This window comes from Salinimicrobium aquimaris (genome assembly GCF_035607535.1).
Lineage (GTDB): Bacteria > Bacteroidota > Bacteroidia > Flavobacteriales > Flavobacteriaceae > Salinimicrobium.
Genome location: NZ_JAYDZX010000002.1, coordinates 308,820 through 335,113, shown reverse-complemented (window position 1 = coordinate 335,113; position 26,294 = coordinate 308,820). Strand labels below are relative to the sequence as shown.

Here is a 26,294-nt window from a genome sequence, read left to right as displayed (position 1 = left end):
ATTACTTCAGGTTATCGGGATCAACCTTGTCCATATCTCCATAATCCAGGTTCTCCCCGGCCATTCCCCAGATAAAGGTGTAATTGGAAGTTCCGGCGCCCGCGTGGATAGACCATTCCGGAGATAAAACAGCCTGATGGTTCTTCATAAAGATGTGCCGCGTTTCATCGGGCTGTCCCATAAAGTGACTGATTGTTTGCCCCTCTTCAAGATCGAAATAGAAATACGCTTCCATCCTACGGGCGTGGGTATGCGGTGGCATGGTATTCCATACATTGCCTTCAACCAGTTCGGTCATCCCCATTTGCAACTGACAAGTCTCTACTATGCTGTTTACAATAAGCTTGTTCAAAATTCGCTTATTGGCGTATTTTTCATCTCCAAGCTCAATGACTTCGGCATCCTCTTTTCCAACCTTTTTGGTCGGGAATTCTTTATGCGCAGGAGCTGAATTCAAATAGAAGATTGGCTGCTCATCACCTGACTTCTTAAAAATGACATTTTTAGCACCTTTTCCAACATAGAGGGCTTCCTTTCTCGCGAGCTGATATTCTTTCCCGTCAACCTCAACAATTCCGTTACCGCCAACATTGATCACTCCAAGCTCCCTTCGATCCAGAAAGTTTTCGGCCTTTAGATCATCTATAGTTTCCAGCTTAAGATCCTTGTTGACAGGAAAAGCTCCTCCAACGATGAACCTGTCGTACATGGAATAAGTAAGGTTGATCTCGTCATTTTGAAAAAGGTCTGGAATTAAAAAATGATCTCTTAACTCCTCTGTTGTATATCTTTTTACATCATTTGGATGATGTGCGTAACGCAATTCTGATTTAGTCATTCGATCTTAGTTTTGCTATTCTACTTGGTTTTCATTTCTTAGGTGCTACAGAGCTTTTCCCGGGCACCATTTTCTGTGGCATTCACATTTGTGCAATCGATTACACAAATATAGGATTTTTTCAGCGAAAAGGTTTTTTCAAGCGTTAAAATCCGCCAGAAAGGCCGAAAAATATGCAGGTTCAAAAATGTCATTTTTGAGACTTCTTGTTTTTTAGATCCTTTAATCCTTTGAACACCAAAGCAGCTACCGCTTTTGCCCCCTCGGGCTGAAAATGGGTGTTATCGCTGCTACCCCCGGGATAGGCCTCATAGATGCCGGGGCCGAAGTTCATAAAGTAATTTTTCGTGACGTAATCCCGGCCCTTTTCAGTAAAATGCTCCATTGATCTTTGAGTGAGGTCAACAAGTTGCACATTTAACTCCCTGGCCACCTCTACTGCAGCAGTGTAATATTCTCCATGAACGTTATGCAGCTTTCCATCCTTCCAGGGGTAATTGCGGTTCACAGGTGTTAGAATAACCGGAATTGCGCCTTTTTGCCGGGTTTGATCTACGAACAGCCGCAGGTATTCCTTATAACCTTCAACATTGACGTAGCGCTCGGGTTTGTTTTCGGCTGCATCATTATGACCAAACTGCATTAGGACCAGGTCATTCTTCTCAAGGGATCTATAGACCTTAGACCATCTTCCTTCTTCAAAAAAGGTCCGGGTACTTCTTCCTCCCCGGGCACGGTCATCCACTACAACAGAATCTGCTTTTATAATATGAGACAGGGCCTGCAGGTCCTGCTTACCCATAAATTCCTGGAAGACCTGCCCCCAACCGGTAATGGGATATCGCGTCTTCATATAATCCTTGCCGGGATCATAATTATCACTGTAATCGGCCATTGTAGAATCCCCGATTAGATAAACCTTTACCACTTCCTCCTCCTGAAGGAGCAGAAAGGGAATCATTAGGACTAATAGCAGGTAGGGTTTTAAGCTCATCTTGCTCTATTTTAGACTTACTGCTTTTTTGGAGACCGCACTGTCCTGCTCGATCTGTTGTGCTGCAGCTGAAAAATCCTTCTTTTTAAACTGCACATTTTCTGTGAGCTTTCCAAGAACGCGCACCGGAGTCTTTCCATTTTCCACAAAAGAGAAATCCTCTACTTTCACGTTTTTAGTGTTGTAAAGGGTGAGCGCGGCATCATTACCAGAAATTACTTTTACGTTTACAAATTCAAGCCCGTCAGCATCAATAGCGGTGATCCCACTTTTTGCCTCAAGTACCGAATTTGCAAGTCTTATGTTCTTCACATTCATTTCGGGTAGTCCCATAAAAAAGGCTGCCTTATGCGAGTCTACCACGCGAATATTGTCCATATAGATGTTCCGGAAGGAAGGCGTCTCTTCGGTAACAGGTCCAGGAGTTTCGTCACGAACTTCTTCCATGCCCGCCTCGCCCTCGTCAAGAACAGGAGCTTTTCCGCCGTAGAAAAGATTGAAACGTATTGCTTCAGTAGGAATATTGATCATATCAATATCTGAGATATAGATGTTCTCCACTACTCCGCCCCTGCCGCGGGTAGATTTAAACCTGAGACCAACATCGGTTCCCATGAAAGTACAGTTGGAGATATGCACATTTTTAACTCCGCCGCTCATTTCACTACCTACTACCACTCCGCCATGCCCGTGGTAAACGATGTTATTCTTTACCACCACATTTTCTGTTGGTATGCCTCTGTCCCTGCCGTCCTTATTCTTACCCGACTTGAAACAGATGGCATCATCTCCCACATCAAAAGTGTTGTTATAAACAAGAACGTTCTTACAGGATTCCAGGTCAAGCCCGTCACCATTTTGGGAATACCAGGGGTTACGAACATTGATATTCCTGATAATAATGTCCTCACTCATTAGAGGATGAATGTTCCAGGCAGGAGAATTTTGAAAGGTAGGTCCGTCGAGCAGGATCCTATTACTGTTCACGATACTCACCATTACCGGCCTCAGGTAATCCTTTACCTTTTGATGCTCCTCTATCCCTTTAAGATCGGGAACATTTTGATCTGTGGAAAGATCATAGCCCAGTTTGGAAACTTCTGAAGGAAACCACATTTTCCCATCATCTGAAACCACGCCGCCCGATTTTAAAAGAGTCTTCCATTGATTGGCCGTCATTTTACTCTTTTTGACAGGTCTCCAGGCATCGCCATTTCCGTCTATGGTACCCGTTCCGGTGATGGCGATATTCTCTACACCATTGGCATTAATTGGTGAAACATTTCTAAAAGTATTGAGACCTTCAAAACTTGTCTGCACAAGAGAATAATCGTCAAAATCCCTGCTGAACAGTAGAAGCGCCCCATCCTCAAGATGGAGATTGATGTTACTTTTTAGTTCGATAGGCCCTGTAAGCCAGATCCCGCGGGGAATCACTACTCTTCCGCCTCCTTTAGAATTTACTTCTGAAATTGCCTTTTTAAAGGCCTCAGTATTTTTAAAGATTCCGCCGGCCTGCGCGCCAAATTCGGTTATAGATCGTGAGTAGTCCGGGAAAGACGTCTCAATCACCCGGGGCATATCGAATTCCAGCCCTTCATACATCTCCTCCAGGCTCACCTGCGCCTCCATAGTGCCTGTTCCAAAAACCAGGAACAGCACTGCAACTGTGACTTTAAAATTCAATTTTTTCATTCTTTCTTTCCATTATTTTTTTGAAAACCTGAACCAGTCAAAATCGGCATAACCCGAGTCGTTCGTCTTTTGCTCTTTGGTAGCAAAAATTCCCACTTTGGCTCCAACCCATTTTCCTTCTCTTGCAGTGAATTTCTCATTCACTATTGTGAATTTCTTTCCGTCTTCGCTATAACTGAAGGTACACTCCGCATTTTCATCCACTTCTACTCTGAAGTAAACATCCTTGCCAGACAGCTTTTTCAACTCTTTCTTTTGTTCGGGATTTCCTTTATCGGCATCTTCGGCTTCAGCAAAAACCACATAGATCCCGTCTTTTTTACTTTCCAGGGCCACGTAGGCATAAGACCTTCCCATAACTACCAGTCCGGCCTTTTCGTTCTCCAGATCTTCATTGGGATTGAAAGTCAACTTTGTCGTGGTTATGAATTCTTCCGCAGGAAATTTCTGTAACAAGAGGCTCGGAGAATCCCAGAGGTTCTTCGCACCTTCAGGAAGTAACTGCGTATAAAGACGCAACTCACCTTTTGCCGGATTTGCAAAAGCCCAGGTCGCATTGGGATTTGCCTGCCACTGCCATTGAAGCCCAATCTCATTTCCGCTGAATTCATCTGAATCTCTTGGCGTAACTATGGGATAAGTTTTGCCAACATTAGGTTTGCGGAAAGACATTACCGGCTGCCCGGTACCGTCCCCATCCTTATCTTCTCCCATTGTAGGCCAGCCATCTTTCCAGGTCATAGGCTGCATGTGAACTATACGCCCGTAAGCTTCCTTATCCTGAAAATGTATGAACCAATCTTCGCCGTTCTCAAGCTCGATCCATGCTCCCTGGTGAGGGCCGTTGATATCCGTATTCCCCTGTGCCAGCGAAACATGCTCCTCGTATGGCCCGTAAGGGTTTTTAGATCTTAGAATTAATTGCCAGCCGGTAGAGACTCCGCCTGCAGGGGCAAAAATGTAGTAATAACCATCTTTTTTATAAAACTTGGTTCCCTCTACTGTCGGGTGATCTTCATGACCGTCAAAAACGATCTTTCCGGCTCCGGTAGTTTTTGTTCCTTCCCAGTTCATGGGTTTCACTACCAGGATACTTTTGATTCCAGCCCTACTTCCGGCGAAAGCATGAGATAGATAAGCCTTACCATCTTCATCCCAGAGCGGCGCAGGATCGATGAGACCTTTTCCTGCCTCAACAAGAACAGGTTCTTCCCACCCGCCTGCAGGATCATCAGTCTTTACCATATAGATCCCAAAATCGGGATCTCCCCAGTAGATATAATACTCTCCTTCATGGTATCGGAAAGCAGGCGCCCAAACTCCATTTCCATGCCGGGGGGAGCTGAAATGTTCGTAGGGCACCTGGCGATCCAATGCATGACCAATAAGTTTCCAGTTGACAAGGTCCTTTGAGTGCAGGATTGGCAGTGCTGGTGCAGCGTTAAAAGAGGAAGAAGTCATATAAAAATCCTCCCCTACTCTTACCACGTCGGGATCGGAATAATCTGCATGCAGAATGGGATTTCTGTAGGTGCCATCTCCCTGATCTGCAACCCAGACCTCCGACCTATATTCTTCGTTCTCCTGGGCAAAGCTTTTCCCTCCCACAAGAGAAAGCAAAGCCAAAGCCAATATGATCCTGCCGTGCTGCATACTATTCTAATTTCCCACTCTGCTGCAATTGTTCAAGTTGTGCATCGAGATGAGCAACAAAATCCTCTCGCGAAGTTATACCTCCCGGTTCCTGTTCCCAGGCTGCAAGGAAGTAATAGGTAAAAGGCCCCGCCGTTTCCTTAAAGATGACCAGGTGGTCATGAGGACCTTCTTTTACTTCGGCTACTTCATTCTTGTTGTAAAATAAGGCCAATCCCAGTTTATCCTGTTCATTGACCAGGGTTTGAGCTCCATAAGTAGCTATGTATGCCCAATCTCCATTTTCTGAAGTCTTTTGAAATGGCTCAATATTTTCGAATTTTACAATACCAGTGGTGAGGCCATTAATTGCTTCGGAAGGATCCAAAGCAGCCTTTGTAAACCTCCCTTCAGGAAAAATTGTAAGGCTGGAGGTAAGATCTATAGTATCATTCCCCGTAGCCCAGTCTGTGTACTCAATTTTTACTTCGGAAGAGCCTTCTGAATTGGTTACCTGTGCATAGGTATTACCAACATTTCTGAAGTGTGCTACGGTGTCGTTCATAATCCTGCCGTAGCTTCCAATTCCCAATGATTTTCCGGCTTTTAGTATATCCATTCCCCAGGCAGCTTCTTCGTGGTAGGAGTCAAATCCATCCTGCCCAACCTGCGGCAGCACCATGGTGTCGGTCTTTTTTCCGAAGACATCTATGGCATTTCTCCAGTCGAGATACAACCTGTAACCTACCTGCTGATTCTCCCAACCGGGACCTTCGTATCTAATATAATAGGAATGATCTGTATGCTCCCGGGGCACGGTGAGCTCCTGCACATTCTGGAAAGTACCGCCTTTGTATTCCCTACCTTCCCATTGCCCGCCTTCTTTTACAGATATCTCTGCGTAAGTTTGAGGTTTGGCAGTGTTAGAGTTTTCAGGAATAAGTCGTGCATCTTTATTACCATTTTCTTTACAGCCTGTTAGGGAAAGAGCTGCGAAAAGAATTACATATTTGGATAATGATTTCATAAATGTTATTGTCTTATAATTACTGCTGGAGATCTTCATAATAAAGGGAAGCCAGAATAAAAGGTCCTACTCCCTTTGGATCGTTATCTCTTATAATTTCATTGATGTAGTACTCGTAAGAGCCATCGCGGTAAGGATCTCCTCCCAAACCTGCAACTCCGTTCACATCGGTCAGACTTATTCCCCCGTCTTCATCCTCCCGAATGAACCGCTCTAAAATACCGGTGTAGGCTTCAATTCCTGCCTCACGGTATTTTGGATCAAGATAGCCTTCATCCACTCCTTTGAGCAGGAAATAAGCAAACATGCTGGACGCTGAGGCCTCGAGATAATTGCCTTCCCGGTCTCCCTGGTCAACCACCTGGTACCATACGCCTGTCTCCTCATCCTGGTATTTTACAATTCCTGCGGCCAGCTTTTGAGCTGTCTCAACAAACATTTCCCTTTTAGGATGATTCTGCGGAAGATAATCCAGCACATCTACCAGGGCCATGGCAAACCAGCCAATACTTCTGCCCCAATAGTTTGTAGAAAGTCCCGTCTCAGGGTCTGCCCATTTCTGCTCCCGGCTTTCATCCCATCCATGATGAAAAAGTCCGCTGTCTTCACTGTAGTGGTATTTGTTCACAAGCTCAAATTGTTTTGCCACATCGTTAAACAGCTCCGGCTCATCAAAAGTTGCTGCGTAGCGTGCGAGAAAAGGAGAGCCCATATAAAGTCCATCCAACCATATTTGGTGCGGATATACTTTTTTGTGCCAAAATCCTCCTTCTGAAGTTCTTGGGTGTTCCCGCATTTGATCCCTTAGCGTCTCTATCGCAAGACGATATTTTTCCTCGCCGGTCTCCTCATACAGGCCAATGAGGAATCTTCCCCCCTGCACGCGGTCAATATTGTAGATCGATTTTTTATAGGTCTTTATTTCTCCTTCCTCATTGACCATGAAATCAGCAAAATTCTTAATGTAATCCAGGTATTTTTCTTCCCCGGTGGCTTCATAGAGTTCCTCCATAGAAGTCATGATCAACCCATGAGTGTATTCCCATTTTGGTTTCTCATTAAAATCGAGGGTCCAGCCTTCGGGATTTCTTTTGATCTCAGAATCGGCCATCCAGGTAGAGTATCTTGGCTGCTCTTCTACGGCGGGGGTAGTTGCCAGTTGATTTTCTTCAGCTCCCTTGCACCCTGTTAAAAGGGTGAAAGCTGAAAAAAGGTAAAATCCGGGTTTAAGGAATTTCTTCATTGTAGGTCTAATTATTTTATTTCGATTTGAGTAGGATCCCAGTTGTCAGATCCTGCCAATACTTTTTTTACTGTGTATCTTTTTATTTTTTCGGGAGAAAGAATCTTCGCCCATTTTACCCTTTTTGAAGGGGTATAGCCGGGACCCATATTATTGCCTTCAGCGTAAAAGACTGTTTTTTCGGCCCGGGGTTTGTTCCAGTTGTGCCAGCCTTCCTTTTTGATATGTTCTCCCATGCCGGTATTAATAAATACTGTTTGCGCATACGGCCGCCAGGGACGACCGAGATATACGCTTTCTTCCGGCGCATTACCGGTCAATTTGCAGTTTAGGAATACGAAACCGTACGCTGCACCTTCTTCGGTGGAAGCTGCGGTGATATAGTGGCCTCCTTCTTTTGAATAGATCTCGCAGTTATCAAAGACCGCTGTAGACCATCCAAAAATGAAATCTGTAGTGCCTTCTATATAACAATTGCGATAGTACTGCCTGCTGTTTCTGCCGTGAGGATAAAGTGTATCCTGAAAGCCTAAAAACCTACAGGTGTCAAAAATGACTTTATCGCCGTCAATTCTTACCGCCACTGCCTGCCCCACCGGACCTGCACTATTCTCAAAAGTGATATTTTTTGCCTGAAAACCATCTCCAAAGATATAGAAGGAAGTAGAGCCCGTTGTCCCGATCTCTTCCCCAAAACTATTCAGCTTTTGAGCAAAATCGTCATAGGTGATTATCGTCTTTTCCAGGTCCTCTCCTATAAAAGTCACATTGGTCTTAGAAGCCGGTAATACAAGTTTTTCCTTATAGGTGCCCGACTTGATAAAGATCCTTGTCCGGTTCTTCCGGAAATCGGGAACGGCGTCTATGGCCGCCTGTACCGTCTCAAAATCTCCCGTGCCATCTTTGGCGACCACAAAGTCGTATGAATCTTCATAAAGCATGGCCGTAGAAGAATCCTCCTCTACAAGACTGTTTAGGTAAATTTCGAGATTGGTGTAGCCCGTGTCAAGAAGGTGCCCGGAAGCGTCATTTTTGGAGGGGTTAAGCCCTTTTTGTTTCTCCCACACATCGGGCATACCGTCTTCATCGGTGTCTTTAGGTACAGTACCGCCTCTTAATTTTGGCCAGCCTCCCACCTGCTCCTGGGAATCTATGATCCCGTTGCCATGGGTGGTCTTTCCACTCCTGGTCTCATTAATGATCCTGATGTCTACGGCATCTCGCCTAAGGCTTGCTCCGGATTTTCTCATTACAAGATCAAAAGCTTCGGTTGCCTCCTGTGTCTCCACATTGTTGTTGATATCAAAGGCTTCATGAACCCGCGCTGCTTCAGGATTATCACCCTGCACGCCTCCATTCCAGTTGTTCCCTGTCACCTCTTGTGAGCCTTCCACAAAATTTCCGTGCACATAGAACTTTCCGTAGGGCTCATAAGGTTCTACGATCCTTTCTTTATCCTCGGTGGCGGGACCGGGTTTAAAGTAATTGTTCACAAGGTTGTAGCGGCCGTTCTCGCCACCATAGATGCTGTTATCGGCCCAGTTGAAGATCACGTTATTCCTGAAATCGACAAACTCCCCCTTGAGATTCTCGGTGGTTTTGGACCCGCTAAACCGGGGATTCCTGCTGTAGTTGCTGGCGATCAAATTGTGGTGAAAACTCACCTTTTCACCACCCCAGATCCCGCCATAGCCGTGATCTCCCTTGGAGTGAACCGAGCTATTAAGAGCTTCAGAAATGATGCACCACTGCATGGTGAAATCCTTGTTTTGATAGAAAGATGCATTCTCATCTGTAGCCCAGCTGATGGAACAGTGGTCTAAAATGACATTTATGACGTCCCTGCCTTTAAAGGAATCATCGGCGACTTCCTGCACATCTCCTAACCTGAAACGCAGGTATCTAATGATCACATTATCGTCCTTTACGGCCATAGGATAACCCTTCAAGGTGATGCCTTCACCCGGCGCGGTTTGTCCGGCAATGGTAAGATCTCCTTTATTAATGTCCAGTGGCCTTTCCAGCTCGATAGTCCCTGAAACCGCAAAGACAATGGTGCGGGGACCATCCTTTAAAACACCCTTTCTGAGACTGCCTTCCCCATCATCATTAAGGTTCGTGACCGTATAGACAATTCCGCCCCGTCCCCCCGTGGCATAACGGCCAAAACCTTCGGCTGTAGGGAACGCCAAATGTTGTGCCCGCCCTGTCAAACAGGTACCTGCAAGAATGATTAGAATAAAGTTTATTTTTTTAAGAAAAGTGCCGGACATATATTTTATTTCTGCGAAGCTGTTCAGTCTTACTACGCTTCGCTTTTAATTATTTTCTACAAGGAATTGATTCCTCATGTTGTTCATCATATCCCGGGTCTTCCGGGACAAATAGCCTGATATTAAAACTAATAGGCACAATTCCCAGGTGTTGGTCAACAGTGCCTATTAGGTACGGCTATCAAATAGTCAGTACAAATCCTCTAAGAGGAGCTACAGATTAGAACTCAAAGGCTCCAAGATCTGGTGCAGCCCCGTTGTAAGGTAAACCTACATCAACTCCCGCATCGATCATATCACTATCGGCCTCCAGATGGAAAAAGCTAACATCGGGCAGACTTCCATCCGGTTTTCTGGGTGCTGTGAGTTGAGAATAATCTATGCCGACAAAATCATCTACAGAAGAATCAACACCTTCCAGGGTCCAACTGTTGTGGGATACATCTAAAGTAGTTGCATTGATACCTCCAACTTCGCCCAGAACATTGCTGTTCTTAATGGTCAATTTATCCAGCGGATTTGTACTGCCAAAACCATAATTGGTTCCGTTATCATAAGCAGAGCAGTTATAAAGGGTCACTTCTCCCCTGTTGCTGTTATGATCGAAACCGTCAAACCTGTTACCAACGGCAATGGATCTAATGTAGATGGCATTGTGCTTCAAATCCTTATCGTCACTTCCACCTGTCTTAAATCCGTTTCCATCTCCGCCACTCACAGAACCATCTTTTAAATAGCCATTTTGGATAGACCAGCAATTTTCATGAATGGTAGTTACGTTATCGCCATTTCTCAGGTAACCATCCCAACCATCGTCGAGATTTTGCCAAGCCCTACATCCTACAAACTTGTTACCGGTACCAACATCCAGCTTGGCTGCAAAGCCATCTGCATTTTCGAGGGTAGAATCGGCATTATAGAAAGAGTCTGAGTTGAGGATGGTGTTGTTGGATGCTCCACTTCCCAATTGAAGTCCAGTGTCTGAACATTCAGAAAAAGTACAGAACTCAACCAGGTTATTATGGCCGGTGATCAACATTCCGTTGTCACCAGCCTTAAATACGTCCACGCCTTTGATGTGCCAGTAGCTACCTCCCAGCTCAATTCCTCTGTTCGAAGAATCCTCAGACATTGAGGAAAAGTTAAACTTTGGTCGGGTATCATCTTTGGGATGCGCCAACAGAGAGATCATGTTATCCACTGAACCACTGTTGTTGATCTTGATAGTAGCGTCAAAAAAGTATTCTCCACCACGTATATAGATGTTTTCTCCCGGAGTAGCAGCTGCAATGGCGTTAAGAATTTCCTCAGAGGTGCTCACTATTACCCCCTGAACCGAAGATGTATTTTCACCGGTCCTAAAGGTATAGATGTTGCTCATCGCAGTGTTCTTTCCGTCGCTGGTTGCCACACGCCAGTAGTAAATACTGTTTGGCGCCACCTCTACATCCATAGAAGTCTGCGTAAGGCCTTTAAATTCTTCAGCTGGTTCCTGTTTACCGTCTACGGTGTCGAGAAATAAGGTATAGGTCAAAGGATCGCCATCTGTATCGGTCGCGGCAGCTTCCCACTCCAAAGTTATTTCTCCATCGACCGGAGTCACCTCAGCTCCTGAACCCGGGGACAACAGGGTTGCGGGAAACGGCACGTTATTAGAACCCGGCTCCCCGGCCACATAGAACTTGTAGGGATCGGAGGCGCTGGTTTCTTCTCCGGCATTTTTGGAGATCACCTGCCACACATAGGGATATCCTCTTTCCAGCCTCACTATGATGGAGGTGGTGGTGAGATTCAACCTCTGTGTCACCTCCTGGGTAGCCAGGTTGGTGATGATAAGGTCATACCTTTCTGTATCGGCAGACTCTTCCCACTCAAAAGCAACCTCGGCCATGTTTGCTATAACATCCCCTATTTCACACTGGGTGTTATCTTGAGGAAGTACTAAACTGGCTACTCCAGGAACTACATCATAGATTACCTGAGAATCATCATCGCTGGAGCACCCTACGGCCATGATCCCGAGAAAAAGGATCATGAGCCGTTTGATTTGAATGTCTATAAGATTTATTGGGTTTTTCATGATTTGATCACTTTTAAAGTTTTGTTCACCGTGGCCGATTTTAGAAGCAGGAAGTAAACTCCATCTCTGAAGCCATTAAGATTAAGCTCAATTATTCTGTTTGACGGAACTTCCATCTTTTGAGACATATATTGTTGACCACGAAGATCGATTATGGAAACATCTATGGTTCCATCGGTTCCATTGATGTATGCTCTAAGATCTCCCATTGTTGGGTTTGGATAAAGTACTACCTCTTCTGAAAGGAAAACTTCATCGGCGAAAATTCCCTGGCAATCGGAATCTGTCGAAACAGAGAATTTGTTCATACCTGTTTTCAGATCCAGAAGAACCTGGGATTTTGAGGTAGTGATCACCTTTCCATTGAGTTCTATCCTGTATTCGCTGGCACCATCAAGGGTGAGGCTCATGGTGTGGTTCGCGTAATTGACAGAAGAATATGCTGCCAAAGGCGTTGGACCTTCTACATATACGCTGAAGCACTGCTCATATCCATCCTGACCATCTATTGTTATACATACGTCATAAGTACCTGCAGCCAGGTTATTTACACTGGCTGAAAAGCCATTGGAGTCGGAAAGAACGGCAGAACCTGTACCGGGGCCAGTCACAGTGACGTTATAAGTATAGCTTTGATCGGCGGCAGTCACGGTGATCATTCCGTCACTATTGCCATTACAGCTCACTTCCTGTACAGAGATCGCGAAGTTATTTGGTGGTAAGTTGAAAACCTCACAACCAAACACATCAACTACAGTACCTTCGGGTGTATCGGGACAGTTATCATCATAGTTGATGATCCCGTCTCCATCGTCGTCATCACACACATCGCCCACTCCGTTCTCATTAAGATCTGCCTGATCTGGGTTAGGAGTTGCGACACAATTGTCAACAGCATTTAAAATTCCGTCGCCGTCGATATCGCCATAAGGTCCATCCGGTTCAGCCTCGAAGACTATATCGCTGGTGGTTTCAGCGGTTATCTCCAGAGTATTTTCCGGTATAAAATAACCATCCACACCATTAGCACTGATAGTGTACTGGATGTTTGGTTCAAGTTTTACGGAATAGGTCGCAGCTTCTGTGTCGATCACCGGTTTTGGAACATAAAGTGCATCTGTTCCGGGAGCCGGTGTGAAAGTAAGGGCTAAATTTCCAATCTTGTCACCAAGCCCCACAATGGAACCAGTCACAGGATAGATTTCCACTTTTTCAATGGTAATATCATGTGTGGCTGTACCTTCGACAACAGTGAGGGATGATCCACCGGAAATAACATATCCGTCAGCTCCCTCCACAGAAACAGTATATTCAAATCCAACAGGTAGATCCAATTGATAAGTTCCGTCTGTTGGCTGCAGCGTCCAGGTCTTTCCTTCTTCAATTTCGAATACCAGAGAGTAATCTTCAGGAATACCCGGAGCATCTGTTACATCCACATTACCTGTTATGGTTACATAAGTAGCAGGGGTTCTAACAATTCTAAAGTAACTCGGCTTATCTACTGCATCATAAATGTGATAGGTTCCATCCGCTTTTGCTACGAAAGAGATCTCCATGAGTTCCCCACTAGTCTTCACCATGTCATTCTGCAGGGCGGGATCTGCGGCATTTTCAAAATGAACTTCTCCATTTCCATCCTGGCCAAGAACCCAAAGCGTTACTTTATCGTCTTCTTCTAAATCCAGGCTCAGGTACCTGTTTCTGGCACCTCTGGAATTGATGTAGATGCGACCTTTGAACTCCTCATAATCATCAATATTATCATCGTAGCGGGTGAGGTTTGTATTTGTTGTTCTAAGCCTGTCGCTTCCTCCTCCGGTAAAGCTAAGATCCCCTGCAGTAAAGTCGGGCAGGGTGTGACCTTCGCTTCCGGGAGGGATGGATTCGTCATACCAGGAATTTATTCTGGCTTCATTCAACATGTTGTTGAACTGAGATTCGTCCAGCAGAGTCGCTCCAAAATCCCAAACATCGGGTAGCCCTTCTACATAGACCAGATCCTTTCCAATATTGATATCGAATGAAGTAGTACTTTCTGTTACTTCAAGGCTTGAGTTTCCTTCTATAGAATAACCTTCGGCTCCATCCAGAGAAACTTCATATTGATATCCAACAGGAAGCACAACACTAAAGGATCCTCCTGTAGTAAAAGGAAGTTCCCAGGTCTTTCCATGATCATTCGTAAATACTACATTAAAATCTGATGGAATACCTTCGGCTGCTGTCACATCCACATTACCTGTTACAGTAGTGTAGGTTGCGGCATCACGCGTAATCCTGAAGTAACTTGGTTTATCTGTATCATCATAAATACGGTAAGTACCTGCGGCCTTAGCCATAAAGCTTATTTCGGTAAGCTCTTCTCCCACAGCAACTACATCATTTTGCAGGTCTGGATCGGCTACATATTCAAAATGAATATTCCCGTTCCCGTTTTGCGTAAGGGTCCAGAGAGTTACCTCATCATCTTCATTAAGTTCAAGACTAAAATATCTTCCGGTAGCTCCCGAAGAATTGATATACACCCTTCCTTTAAAATCCTCGTATTCATCGATATTATCATCATAGCGGGTAAGGGCGGTATTGGTAGTTCTCAAGCGATCACTCCCGCCACCTGTAAAGCTAAGATCCCCTACTGTAAAGTCCGGTAATGTCTGGTCTTCACTTCCGGCAGGAATTGAAGGATCATACCAGGAGTTGATAACCTCAACGTTCAACAGATTGTTGTAATGGGTTTCATCCAGTTGAGTGGCTCCAAAATCCCAGACATCGGTAAGTCCGTTGCCACCTGCAGCTCCATCCTCCTGAATAACAATATTTACTGAAGTGTCCTCTGTTATCTCAATGCTGGAATTTACCACCGAATAACCCTCGGCTCCTTCCAGAGTGATATCATAGGTGTAACCTGCAAGCAGGTCAACAGTATAAGCATCTTCAGAAGCAGATGTAGTCCAGGAGTCCCCGTTTTCGTTGGTGAAGACTATGCTGTATCCTGCCGGAAGACCGGCTGCTGCGACAACATCAACGGTTCCGGTTACTGTAGCCATAGCTGCGCTCCTGCGCACTATCCTGAAATAGCTGGGCTTATCTGTATCGTCGTAGATCTTATAAGTACCTGCGGTTTTGGCAGTGAAGTTGAGTTCGGTTAATTCCTCCCCAACAGCGACTACATCATTTTGAAGCGTGGGATCTGCTACGTTCTCAAAATGGATATTTCCGGTTCCATTCTGGGTTAATGCAAAGATCGTTACCTCGTCATAGGCGTCAAGAACCAGGCTAAAATATCTTCCTGTAGCTCCCGAAGAATTGATATAAACCCTACCTTTAAAATCCTCGTACTCGTCGATGTTATCATCATAACGGGTGAGGGCAGTATTGGTAGTTCTCAAGCGATCACTCCCGCCACCTGTAAAGCTTAAATCTCCTACAGTGAAGTCAGGTAATGTCTGGTCTGCACTTCCTGCAGGGATTGAAGGATCGTACCAGGAGTTGATGACCTCAACGTTCAACAGATTGTTGTACTGGGTTTCATCCAGTTGAGTGGCTCCAAAATCCCAGACATCGGCAACCTGGTCACCCCCTGCGGCACCATCTTCCTGAATAACAATATTTACTGAAGTGTCCTCTGTTACCTCTACGCCCGAACCTGTTACCGAATAACCATCGGCTCCTTCCAGAGCAATGTCATAGGTGTATCCTGCAGGCAGGTCAACTGTATAAGCACCTTCAGAGGCAGAAGTAGTCCAGGAGTCTCCATTTTCATTGGTGAACACAATGCTGTATCCCCCAGGAATACCGGCTGCTGCACTCACATCCACGGTACCGCTAACTGTTGCCATAGTTGCACTGCTGCGCACAATCCTGAAATAGCTGGGTTTATCTGTATCGTCGTAGATCTTGTAAGTACCTGCGGTTTTGGCAGTGAAGTTGAGTTCGGATAATTCCTCCCCAACAGCAACTACATCATTTTGAAGTTCGGGATCTGCTATGTTCTCAAAATGTATATTTCCGGTGCCATTCTGAGTAAGTGCCCAGATTGTTACCTCATCATAGGCGTCAAGAACCAGGCTGAAATATCTTCCTGTAGCTCCCGAAGAATTGATATAGACTCTACCCTTAAAGTCCTCGTATTCATCGATGTTATCATCATAACGGGTGAGGGCAGTATTGGTAGTTCTCAAGCGATCACTCCCGCCACCTGTAAAACTTAGATCTCCTACAGTAAAGTCAGGTAAAGTTTGGTCTGCACTTCCAGCAGGGATCGAAGGATCATACCAGGAGTTGATGACCTCAACGTTCAACAGATTGTTGTACTGGGTTTCATCCAGTTGCGTGGCCCCAAAGTCCCAAACATCCTGTCCATCATTCGTTCCTGCAGAACCGCTATTGCTTTCCCGCATTATTCTGAAATAGCTTGGCTTATCGGTATCATCATAGATCCGATAGGTCCCTGCGGCCTGAGCAACAAAAGTCAGTTGAGTAAGTTCTTCACCTACAGCAGTCACGTCGTTCTGCAGAGAAGGATCTGCTACAAATTCAAAATGTATGTTTCCAGTACCATTCTGAGTAAGTGCCCAAATGGTAACCTTATCATTTTCTTCTAATTCAAGGCTGAAATATCTTCCTGTAGCTCCGGAGGAGTTGATATAGACCCTACCTTTAAAATCTTCGTATTCATCAATGTTATCGTCATAACGAGTAAGCGCAGTATTGGTAGTTCTTAAGCGATCACTCCCGCCTCCTGTAAAGCTTAGATCCCCTACTGTAAAGTCGGGTAATGTTTGGTCTGCACTTCCGGCAGGGATCGAGGGATCATACCAGGAGTTGATTACCTCTACCGATAACTGATTGTTATATTGGGTTTCATCCAGCTGTGTGGCCCCAAAATCCCAGACATCGGGAAGATTTGTTTGTGAGTAGCCCGTAAATATCCCCAGTAAGAGGAAGAGGCTTAAAAAGTGTAGTCGTTTCATCATTCCATAAAGATTTAAGTTTGATTAGGTACTATATCCCTCTTTCAGGATTAAATTAGCGTTGAATCTATTGCATTTCCATAGCTGTTGCTGTATAAAACCAAAGAGGAACCTACATCCTCAAACCGGTTTTCAAAAAATAAAAAAGGGTGTGCATCATTTCGATGCATACCCTTTTTTACTATTTAATCAGATTCCTGTCATTTCTATCTCCAGCGAGGATCTCCAATTTGGTTATCGATCAATGTTTGATTTGTCACCGTGAAATCTCCGGTTGACGGATCAACAAATCCGGGATCCAGCGTGAGATAGCTACTATCATCGTAGATATACTGGGCTGTGTCATAGAATCCAGGTGCATTGAAGTAGTTATTGTTGTTGAAGGTTGGAGATTCATCTATTCCCTCCCTGTCTGCATATCCTTCAGATTCTGTATTGACAATAAGCGTGTTTCTCACAATCACATCATTTGAAACAAATCTTACGTACAACAATCGTCTACTATCACTGTTTGCGGCTGCATAGATGGTATTGCTGTCGATAAGGATGTTTGCAGTCACCCCGGTATTGTTGGAAGTACCGCTGGCATCCATTCTTATAAAGTCTCTTCCGGGAGCCACATTGTAAAAAGTGTTGTCAATTAAATTGAGATTGAGCACATCGGAATTTCTGAAGTCAATGAAATCCCCTCCAGAAGTAAAGATGTTGTAAACAATGCTGTTCTCTACCGTTAAGGTTTGTAAAATGGCATCTGTTTCATTTCCTGCAATAAATGAACGGGAGTAATCGTGGATCTCACTGCCGCTTATCAAGAGCGTGTTGAAGTTTCCGGGGCCGGTAAATCTTACCACATCCTGAAGTTCAGAAGAACCGTCGCCCATTCCCATAAGCTCAAGGTCAATAAGAGCTACGTCTTCGGCTCCACCTACCAGTTCAAAGTTCATTTGCAGCAACGGCTTATCGTAACTTCTTAATCCTCGTATAGTCAATGACTTGTCTAAAGTTGCCGTACCGGTGTAGGCGGTATAATCTCCAGGCTCAAGAACGAGGATGGCACCTGCCTCTGCATCTGCTATTACTTGTAGTAGATCATCTTCGGGGGTAACGAGTATGCCATCACCAATATCTATTCCTGTAGTAAAGGTTTTAACTCCTCTAATATTACTTCCATTAAGAAGAATAGCGGTGTATTCAGTTTCCGACGTAAGACCGGTAACCGTAGCCACTCCTGCCGCCTTTTCCTCGGCGGTAATGGTGTGGACTATATCGCCGGGGCTAAGAGAGATCTCGGTAACTGCACTGCCCGGAACCCACCTTAGGGTAGCTTCTTTGGCTTTGACATCGCCATCTATTCCCTCTATAAAGATCTGTTCAGTAAGGGTCTGAGCTGTGGTTGTTGCCCAGGAGGAATCATCGAGTCCCCTGTTACTAATGGCTTTTACTCTAATAGAATAGAAGGTCTCGCTGTCCAATGGCACCAGTACAGGCAGCTCATCCTCACGCACCTCCAGGGTCTTGACTACATTATCGAAGTCGGGCCCTTCAGAAAACTCAACGATATAACTGTCTGCATGTTCGTTGAGGGTCCAGTTCAACTCCACGTTTACCTGATTTCTTACAAAGGATCTCAGATTAACCGGGGCAAATTCCCTCTCCACCGGCAGCTCCTCAATAAGCTCCTTGTCATAATCGCAGGCTGTAACAGTTACTGCAATTAGAACAGTTACCAGTAAAGCTTTAAAAATATTTTTTACTCTCATAACTTATAAATTATTCAATTTTATTAGGTTCTAATAACCGTAATCATTGACCAGCTGGCCATTACTCGCATCGATAAACACCTGCCAGATGGGCCAGAACTGTCTCGTATCTGGATCCACACCCGGTTTGAACAGGGTATTTTGAATCTCATCTAAGGGTTGATCCCATGGGAAAGCAGAATATTCGGGGCCGGGGTTACCAGTTTCTCCTCTATTCAAGCCGTAGATGTCCAGGGTATAACCATCATCCTCGTACTTGTAGTAAAGCGTAGTTGGCACATCGGCATAATCGCCTGTTCTACTCTCAAGATTCTCAAGTTCCTGTCTTTCTTCCTCAAGTTTTTCTCCCAGCAGGTTCCAACGGATCAGGTCCATTTTTCTATCCATTTCTCCGGTAAACTCGAACTTGTACTCTTCCACGATGGCTTTGAACATTTCTTCCTTTGTAGTAAGCGCATCAACATAAGCATCTACTTTTTCAGCATGAAGTTCAGACGGGAATGCCCGGCGACGGATCTCCTTCAAGTAAGGCGCTGCCGCTCCCGGTCCTTCCAGCTCATTAGCCGCCTCGGCAGCTGTCAATAGCACTTCAGCATATCTCATATAAATTAGGTTGACCCCATCGTCATTTGTAGAAGTCACATAACGATCCATCCATTCATACCGGTACTTTCCAAAGTACCACATATCTATTCCTGTTAGTTCCTGCTGTGCAATTCCGTCTACAGCAGCTCCCCACTGGTAAGGTACAGCGGTAACGTCTCTACGGGTGTCATCCTCATCAAAATCGTAATACACGGTTGGCGTAGGTCCTGCAGTACCACCTCTTGGTTGCCCTGTGAACTGATCAACGCTACGGTGGCGCACTGCAAAAGAGAACAGTACCCGGCCACGGCCGTCGGCAAAAGGTATTTCCCATAAAGATTCCCCTCCTGCATTGGTGTTTTCGCTATTGTACTTTCTCCAGAAGCCTTCAAACGAAGGTTCAAGATGGGCTCTTCCACTGTTGATTACCGCACGCGACTCTTCAAGGGCCAGGCGGTACATTTTATCTACAGAAAGGTCGGGATCATTACTTCTTCTCACCCCATCAGGATACTGTTGGTAACCGGCAGCTACTAACGCCAGTCGTGCTCTAAATCCTTTTACAAAAGCTTTATTAATGCGCTCTACAGAAGTAGTTGCAGCCGTTTCGTTTGGCCAGGCCACAAGAGTAGCTGCCTCTCCAAGATCGGCAATAAGCTTTTTATAGATAGTATCGCGGCTGGTTTTAGGTAGATAAAGTGTCTCTGACGTAATAGGCTCAAAACGTGCAGGAACATCTCCCCAGGCTTTCATTAGATCTGCATAATAGATCGCTCTATAAGTAAGGGCCGCACCGAGCAGTTGTCCAAATTCGGTACCCGGCTCGGGATTTCCGTAATTTCTAAGACCTCTAATAACTATGTTAGCCCTTTCAATGCCCTGGTACATCATGGCCCAGGCATTGTTATCTGTGTTCATTCTGGAGTTGTTTGGTTTTGCATCATAGTAAACCAGATCTGCATCAGAATCTGCATCTCCCGAACTATAGTTGTACTCCACATCTGTGTTGAATCCATAATATGGTATAAACCTTCCCCTATAAGAGTTCGTTTGCCCCATAGGTTCCAAAATTCCATCAACAGCTCCCTTAGCCAGGTCAACAGTAGAGAAAATTGTTGACTCATCAAGGGTAGACTTAGCCGGAGCATCTAAAAAATCTCCATCTACAAACTCCTCTTCACAAGAGACCGCAAGGCAGGTCAGGAGAAATACCGAACAGACTTTTAATATATTTTTCATTTTCATTTAATTTTAAAAATTAAGGTTTAGACCGAACACCAGCTGTCTACTTCTGGGGAACGGAGAATAATCGACCCCGGGAGTAAGCGGAGTCTTCCTTCGTGTCGAAACTTCAGGATCAAGACCAGAATAATCTGTAAGGATAAACACGTTGTTTGCCGTTGCATAGAATCTTAGCTTGGTGATGTTTGCTCTTGAGACTATGTCGGTAGGCAGCGTATATCCCAGTGTTAAAGTATTCAGCCTTAAAAAAGAACCGTCTTCTACCGCCCAGTCACTAAATACATATCTTGACATGTAAGGAGACCACATGGTAGTAGTTGCATTGGCAGCTGCCAGGGCATCGGGATCGGTGATAAGCTGTCCTGTTTCAGGGTTTAGATTAGTCCATCTATTGCCATCTGCCATTATAGCGCTGAGATTTCGGTATTGACCGTTTTCATTGGCAGTTGTAAATTGAACTTTGTTGGCGTTATAAACATCATTTCCAACACTAAAGTTAAATGCAGCCGAGAAATCAAATCCGTAGGCATAGGCATCGATCACAAAACCTCCTGTAAAGTCGGGATTCGCATCCCCTATAATTGAATTGTCACTAATGTCTACAATTCCATCGCCGTTGATATCCTGCAACTTCATAGAACCGGGCATTACCTCTCCTATGATACTGCTGTTGTCTACCACGCCCGATTTAAGGGTATAGGTATTTATCAATGGATCATAGTCGAAGTCTGATACCTCGTAACGACCTGCACTTCTGTAACCATACATGGCTCCTACCGGCTGACCCACCCATACGGCATAGTCACTTCCAATCTCTGAGGATGCCCAGCCCGAGTAGTCCTGGTAATTCTCAAGAGCCCCGAGGGAATTGATGCGGTTCCGGTTTGCAGAAAGGTTAAAGGCCATACTAAGACCATAATTGTCCTCCATAATAGGAGTATAGTTGATCGCACCTTCAAAACCTGTGTTCTGGATCTCTCCCAGGTTTCGGTATTGATACTCATATCCGGAACCGGGAGTTCTAAAAGCCAAAAGTAGATCTGTAGTGACATTCTTATAGGCTTCAAGACTACCTCTCAACATTCCGTTCATTATTTCCCAGTCAAGCCCGGCGTTTTGAGTAACCGTGGTCTCCCACTTTAGATCTGGATTGGCAAGTACTCTTGATGCCGACCAGTAGGTTGGAATTCCATTAAGATAGGTAGTAGTGTTGGACTGGAAGCTCTGTACGGTTTGTCCTGCAGGAATGTTGTTGTTTCCTGCCTCCCCGTAACTTAATCTCACCTTAAGTACATCCAGCCACTCGGCACTGTCAAGAAAATCTTCTTCACTCAATTTCCAGGCAACGGCTGCCGAAGGAAAATATCCCCAACGGTTGTCTCCCAAAAATTTACTGGAACCATCTGCTCTAAAGGTACCTGTAAGCAAGTACCTGTTCTTATAGTCATAGTTTACACGACCAAAGAAAGACAACAACTTATCGTCTGGCCTGTAGAAATTATCTACTGTTTGAGGTGTACCCTGGGTGGTAAGTTTTCTGGTGGTCTCAAAGTCAAAATCCTTTGGGAATCCCTGGATCTCAGAGGTTTCTTCATTGTCTTTAGTGATGATCATCTCCTGACCTAAAAGAAGTCTTAGGTTGTGATCCTCTCCAAGGAATCTTTCGAAATCATAATTAAGGGTATTGGCATTTCTAAAGCTTTCACGCTTGCGATCGCTGTATACCAGTGAAGGCAGCCCCTGATTATCGGCAGAAGGCTTGTTTCTTGAATAATATGTAGACCGGCCATAGTAGCGGTAATCCTGCTCAATGCGATAATCCAGACCAAAATCTGATTGAAATCTCAGGTTGTCCATAATATCCCAGCCAAAACTTCCCAGCATATTATAGTTTCTTCTAAGCTGCTCCCTTTGATTATCGGAAGTAGCTACAAAAGGATTAACGAGATATCCCGTTAGCGCCTCATCTGTATTGGTAGTGGTAAGACCCGCGATAGGGATCGGGGAATATTGCACACTATACTTCAACCTGGAATCTGCCGAGGAAACCTCGTTCTGCTCATTTGTTCCCCCTCCGTCGATATCAGTGTTGGAATATCTTACGGTAAAGGAAAGATCCACCTTCTCACCTGCTTCACTTTTCAAAGCTAAGGACAGGTTGTCCCTTTTATAAGCCGAACCAAGCATTATGGTATTCACATCATAATGAGCATAGTTGAAGTTATAACTTGCTTTTTCAGATCCACCTCGAATAGAGATGTCGTGACTTTGCACCTCTCCCATATTTCCGTAGACCTGTTTTTGCCAGTTGTTTCCTTCCTGTCCTACATAAAGATCATAATCCTGCCAAAGCCCGAACAGACGCTCATATGAGTCAAGGTTTTCAGGATCTCTTAATAAGGCATATTCGTATTGCCACTTCACAAAATCTTCAGGATTCAGCACATCAATGGTTTCGGCTATCTTTTGGAAACCGTGAAAAGCATTTACACTAACACTGATTTTTCCGCTAATTCCGTCTTTAGTGGTGATGATAATAACCCCGTTAGCTCCTCGCGACCCGTAGATCGCAGTAGAAGAAGCATCTTTTAGTACAGAAATACTTGCAATATCTGTGGGGCTAATGTCGGCCATACTGGCCACAGGAAAGCCATCTACAATAATAAGAGGCGAACTGTCCTGTGTCAAAGATCCGTTTCCACGTATCCTGATGTTTACCTCTGCATCTGGCGAACCTTCGGTAGATAACACCTGTACCCCGGGAAGCCTACCTGTCAAGGTCTCGGCCACACTTGCACGGGCCTGCTCGTCCAGCTGCTCACCCGAAATGGAAGCGACAGAACCGGTAAGGTCAGATCTTCTGGCCGTACCATAACCAACCACTACAACTTCTTCCAGCGCATTGGCATCAACTTCAAGTTCAACATTTAGATTGGTTCTTCCATTAAGACGGATCTCCCGCGTTTGAAAACCCACGTAACTAAGCACAAGGGTAGCATTGGGATTGGACACTTCCAGCGAGAAGTTTCCGTCAAAGTCTGTCATCGTACCATTTGAAGTTCCTTTTTCAACAATGTTTACTCCAGGAAGAGGCTCCTGGGTTTCTGCAGCGACCACAGTTCCACTAATAGTGGTATCATCCTGGGCCTTTACCTCTGCTCCCAGCATAAAGATAAAGCCAAGCAAGATAAGAGATACCCGCGAAGACAGCTCATTTAATTTAAAATTCATAGTACAAGATAATTTGGTTTAGTTTTAATCATTTTTGAGGATTTTGCTCCTACATATTAACTCAAACGATTTCGCTTTAACACCTGAATAAAGTTGATCCTGAGAGCAACTTCATAACAAAAGGTTAAACTGAAATAACAAAATGAACAAACAAAATTGACAGTATAGGCTCCTTAAAACTCTATTCTTGCTAAGGTGAAAATTTTAGAGGAGTAACATTAACAATTTCACAATGTAATCGATTACACAAACCTAGATAATTATATCATGAAAACAAATTTTCTTATAGAGAAATTTAATAGTATTTGATAATATACTTAAAAAAGATGTAAAAAATTTCTGACTCCAAGTCTGTAATGGAGATTAAAATTCGATCATCGAGCTGATTATCAGAAAAAGAAAAGATGTTCCCTCTAAGTTGTAATCGATTGCTTTTTCTAAAGAGTTCATAGTCTAGAGTTCGGAGTTAGGAGAGGATCTTAGGTTCTTTAGTTATAGGTTTATAGTTAATAAAAAAACAGCCACGAATCCACGAATTTTCTTTTTTCCTGTCCTCCAATCTCTGCCTCTGATAATTGATCATTGTTAATTGCTAATTGCAAAAAGCCACGGATGCACGTACTAATTTTCTTTTTTATTTCCAATCTAAACTAGCTGTCTAGAAGTCCCGAAATAACCACATTTTCAAATCGACTCTACAGCCTGAAATTTTTTAGTTTTTTTATTAATTATTGTTTAATGCATGATTGGCCTGGTTTATGATGCAGAAAATTAAATTTTCATCCAGTTTTTTCCCAAAAAATTGAGATTAGCTTAATTAAACCCTTCTAAAACCACCAGTTATGAAGAAAATTCTACTTTTTTTATGTTCAGCAGCTGCCTTAACCTCCTGTAACTCAGAGCAGGAGCAGCAGAAAGGCTTTACCTTAACCGCTTCAGTAAAAAATGTACCCGACAGCAGTATGGTATATATGTCTACCAACAATATCAGGATCGATTCTGCTATGGTCATGAATGAGCAATTCAGCTTTACCGGAAAGGTAGACGAACCCACTAATGTGTTTCTGGTAATTCCGGACACCCAGGACTACACTTCAATGTGGCTGGAAAATACCGACATCATTTTCTCTGCCGAGAAGGGAAAATTTAAAGAGGCTACCATTACAGGTTCTGAAGTTCAAAAGGATTACGACCGCCTCAACAAAGATATCCTTGCCATTCGTAAGGAGAGCGACAGCGTAACATCGGCCCTGGTTGCAAAAGGTGAGCTTTCAAAAGCAGAACAAAAATGGGCAAAATCCTATTTCAAAAACATCAGGAGAAAGGAAGTACAAGCTAATTATGATTTCATAAGACAGAACCCAAATTCGCTGGTAAGTTCCTATATCCTGAATTTCTATAAGACCACCTGGGGTAAGAATGATACCGAGGTTTTGTTCGCAGGCTTAACTCCCGAAAATCAAAATACATCCCATGGAAAAATGATCACGCGGTTTTTAAAGCTCAATGAAAACCCCGGCGTAGGGGATCAATTTGCCGATTTTGAGATGACCAATGCCGAAGGGGATACTGTAAAACTTTCGGAGATCAAAGACGAATATACGCTGGTCTATTTCTGGGCCACCAATTGTTATCCCAGCAGGATGGAAAATCCTGTGCTGTTGGAAAGTTATGAAACCTATAATGACCGCGGCTATGAGATAGTGGGTGTTTCCATAGACAGCGATCCAAACCTCTTTTCTGAAACTATAGATGAATTTGGCCTGGGCTGGAATAATGTGATGTCTGCGGAAGGAAAGAACAATGATGCCGCCCTTATTTATGGGATAAGCGGTACTCCGGATAATTTCCTCATCGATAAAGAAGGAACCATTATTGCCCGGAATTTGAGAGGAGATAAGCTCCTTAAAAAGCTGGAGGAGCTAATGCCTTCTCTGGACCGCGCTCAAATGTAGAATTATTAAACCTGGATTAATTAAAAACCGGTTTCCAAATCAGGAACCGGTTTTTTTTAGTTTTAAACGAAATAGAACTCAAAAATGTCATTTTTGAAACCTATTGCTGAAGAGCAGCTTTTGTAATATGTCTCTGCCAGAAAAAGACACCTTGGGAAGTTTTATTTGGGAATGCTACTACTGCTAATTCATTATTGTTAATTGGTAATTGATCACTGTAAAATGATTTTATCGATCTCCAGCCTAAACTCCTGCCGCTTTTTATTACCAATAAGGAACCTGACTTCCTGGATGCTGTTTGCAGAAAAGTTGGGCATATCCACGTCCCGGCCACGGAAGACTGGTTTCATCTTGTTTAGCGGAATCTCCACTGTTTGCCAGTCACCTGTAGTTTCAAATTCATAGATGTAGGAAGCCCGGTCACGAAGATCTTCCTTAAGCCGGAACTGATATTTTTTACCATCCCCTTTCAAGTGAAGCACCGCAGTTTCATAACCTGTAATGTCTTTGGAAGGAAAGCGATATTGAACCGAGGCAAAGCCGCCATTGTTCTCCAGGGAAACTTCCCCTTTAAAAATGGCATTTCCTTCCTCACTCCGCAGCAGCTGACTACTAGATCTTCCTCCCATCACCACATCGTTCTCTATGTCCCAGGCAGACCAGTCGTCGTTCTCACTAAAATCGAAAAGGATCATGTTGTTCATTACTAAAGCTATTATCAAAAGGAAATACTGACTCTGAAACATTTTTGTTTTTAAGTTAA

14 protein-coding genes are annotated in these 26,294 nt (G+C 44.2%); 1 reads left to right on the top strand and 13 read right to left on the bottom strand.

Translation table 11 applies throughout. From position 1 onward, the window contains the following. Position 1 precedes the first annotated feature (1 nt). From kduI to VR862_RS05360, 12 genes are all read right to left on the bottom strand, one after another. The gene (gene kduI, locus VR862_RS05415) at positions 2-838 is read right to left on the bottom strand and encodes a 5-dehydro-4-deoxy-D-glucuronate isomerase (RefSeq protein WP_324719949.1); all 837 of its coding nucleotides are present in this window, start codon (positions 836-838) and stop codon (positions 2-4) included. Between the two features lie 190 nt (positions 839-1,028). Beyond that, positions 1,029-1,832: a rhamnogalacturonan acetylesterase gene (locus VR862_RS05410; RefSeq protein ID WP_324719948.1), complete on the bottom strand. Its 804-nt coding sequence runs from the start codon at positions 1,830-1,832 to the stop codon at positions 1,029-1,031. A 6-nt stretch (positions 1,833-1,838) separates the two neighbouring features. Further along, on the bottom strand, positions 1,839-3,527 hold the full coding sequence (locus tag VR862_RS05405; RefSeq protein ID WP_324719947.1) for a glycoside hydrolase family 28 protein: 1,689 nt from the start codon (positions 3,525-3,527) through the stop codon (positions 1,839-1,841). A 12-nt stretch (positions 3,528-3,539) separates the two neighbouring features. Further along, a complete protein-coding gene (locus tag VR862_RS05400) occupies positions 3,540-5,180 on the bottom strand; it encodes a glycoside hydrolase family 43 protein (protein ID WP_324719946.1) in 1,641 nt (546 codons plus the stop codon). Position 5,181: 1 nt separating this feature from the next. Then, entirely contained in the window at positions 5,182-6,186 is a 1,005-nt protein-coding gene (locus tag VR862_RS05395) for a DUF4861 family protein (RefSeq protein WP_324719945.1), read from the bottom strand. Between the two features lie 19 nt (positions 6,187-6,205). Further along, on the bottom strand, positions 6,206-7,429 hold the full coding sequence (locus VR862_RS05390) for a glycoside hydrolase family 88/105 protein (RefSeq protein ID WP_324719944.1): 1,224 nt from the start codon (positions 7,427-7,429) through the stop codon (positions 6,206-6,208). Between the two features lie 11 nt (positions 7,430-7,440). Then, positions 7,441-9,702: a pectinesterase family protein gene (locus VR862_RS05385; RefSeq protein ID WP_324719943.1), complete on the bottom strand. Its 2,262-nt coding sequence runs from the start codon at positions 9,700-9,702 to the stop codon at positions 7,441-7,443. A 220-nt stretch (positions 9,703-9,922) separates the two neighbouring features. Next, a complete protein-coding gene (locus VR862_RS05380; RefSeq protein WP_324719942.1) occupies positions 9,923-11,782 on the bottom strand; it encodes a right-handed parallel beta-helix repeat-containing protein in 1,860 nt (619 codons plus the stop codon). Then, positions 11,779-16,761 carry a T9SS type A sorting domain-containing protein gene (locus tag VR862_RS05375; RefSeq protein ID WP_324719941.1) on the bottom strand — a complete coding sequence of 1,661 codons (4,983 nt, stop codon included), beginning with the start codon at positions 16,759-16,761 and terminating at the stop codon, positions 11,779-11,781. Before VR862_RS05375 ends, VR862_RS05380 begins: the two co-directional genes overlap by 4 nt. Positions 16,762-16,964: 203 nt before the next feature. Beyond that, positions 16,965-18,518, bottom strand: coding sequence for a DUF5123 domain-containing protein (locus tag VR862_RS05370; protein ID WP_324719940.1), 1,554 nt, complete (start codon positions 18,516-18,518; stop codon positions 16,965-16,967). A 30-nt stretch (positions 18,519-18,548) separates the two neighbouring features. Beyond that, complete coding sequence (locus VR862_RS05365; RefSeq protein ID WP_324719939.1) at positions 18,549-20,342, bottom strand: RagB/SusD family nutrient uptake outer membrane protein; 1,794 nt, start codon at positions 20,340-20,342, stop codon at positions 18,549-18,551. A gap of 12 nt (positions 20,343-20,354) precedes the next feature. Next, complete coding sequence (locus VR862_RS05360; protein WP_324719938.1) at positions 20,355-23,576, bottom strand: SusC/RagA family TonB-linked outer membrane protein; 3,222 nt, start codon at positions 23,574-23,576, stop codon at positions 20,355-20,357. 842 nt (positions 23,577-24,418) lie between these two features. Between VR862_RS05360 and VR862_RS05355 the strand changes: the two genes are divergently transcribed. Next, the gene (locus VR862_RS05355; protein WP_324719937.1) at positions 24,419-25,531 is read left to right on the top strand and encodes a redoxin domain-containing protein; all 1,113 of its coding nucleotides are present in this window, start codon (positions 24,419-24,421) and stop codon (positions 25,529-25,531) included. Positions 25,532-25,743: 212 nt separating this feature from the next. Here the strand turns inward: VR862_RS05355 and VR862_RS05350 are convergent, their stop codons facing one another. Further along, entirely contained in the window at positions 25,744-26,277 is a 534-nt protein-coding gene (locus VR862_RS05350) for a CIA30 family protein (protein WP_324719936.1), read from the bottom strand. Positions 26,278-26,294: the final 17 nt, after the last annotated feature.

What these genes read in the sequence shown, in the direction of transcription:
- kduI (WP_324719949.1), bottom strand. Translation starts at nt 838, where the DNA reads ATGACTAAATCAGAATTGCGTTACGCACATCATCCAAATGATGTAAAA.
- VR862_RS05410 (WP_324719948.1), bottom strand. Translation starts at nt 1,832, where the DNA reads ATGAGCTTAAAACCCTACCTGCTATTAGTCCTAATGATTCCCTTTCTG.
- VR862_RS05405 (WP_324719947.1), bottom strand. Translation starts at nt 3,527, where the DNA reads ATGAAAAAATTGAATTTTAAAGTCACAGTTGCAGTGCTGTTCCTGGTT.
- VR862_RS05400 (WP_324719946.1), bottom strand. Translation starts at nt 5,180, where the DNA reads ATGCAGCACGGCAGGATCATATTGGCTTTGGCTTTGCTTTCTCTTGTG.
- VR862_RS05395 (WP_324719945.1), bottom strand. Translation starts at nt 6,186, where the DNA reads ATGAAATCATTATCCAAATATGTAATTCTTTTCGCAGCTCTTTCCCTA.
- VR862_RS05390 (WP_324719944.1), bottom strand. Translation starts at nt 7,429, where the DNA reads ATGAAGAAATTCCTTAAACCCGGATTTTACCTTTTTTCAGCTTTCACC.
- VR862_RS05385 (WP_324719943.1), bottom strand. Translation starts at nt 9,702, where the DNA reads ATGTCCGGCACTTTTCTTAAAAAAATAAACTTTATTCTAATCATTCTT.
- VR862_RS05380 (WP_324719942.1), bottom strand. Translation starts at nt 11,782, where the DNA reads ATGAAAAACCCAATAAATCTTATAGACATTCAAATCAAACGGCTCATG.
- VR862_RS05375 (WP_324719941.1), bottom strand. Translation starts at nt 16,761, where the DNA reads ATGATGAAACGACTACACTTTTTAAGCCTCTTCCTCTTACTGGGGATA.
- VR862_RS05370 (WP_324719940.1), bottom strand. Translation starts at nt 18,518, where the DNA reads ATGAGAGTAAAAAATATTTTTAAAGCTTTACTGGTAACTGTTCTAATT.
- VR862_RS05365 (WP_324719939.1), bottom strand. Translation starts at nt 20,342, where the DNA reads ATGAAAAATATATTAAAAGTCTGTTCGGTATTTCTCCTGACCTGCCTT.
- VR862_RS05360 (WP_324719938.1), bottom strand. Translation starts at nt 23,576, where the DNA reads ATGAATTTTAAATTAAATGAGCTGTCTTCGCGGGTATCTCTTATCTTG.
- VR862_RS05355 (WP_324719937.1), top strand. Translation starts at nt 24,419, where the DNA reads ATGAAGAAAATTCTACTTTTTTTATGTTCAGCAGCTGCCTTAACCTCC.
- VR862_RS05350 (WP_324719936.1), bottom strand. Translation starts at nt 26,277, where the DNA reads ATGTTTCAGAGTCAGTATTTCCTTTTGATAATAGCTTTAGTAATGAAC.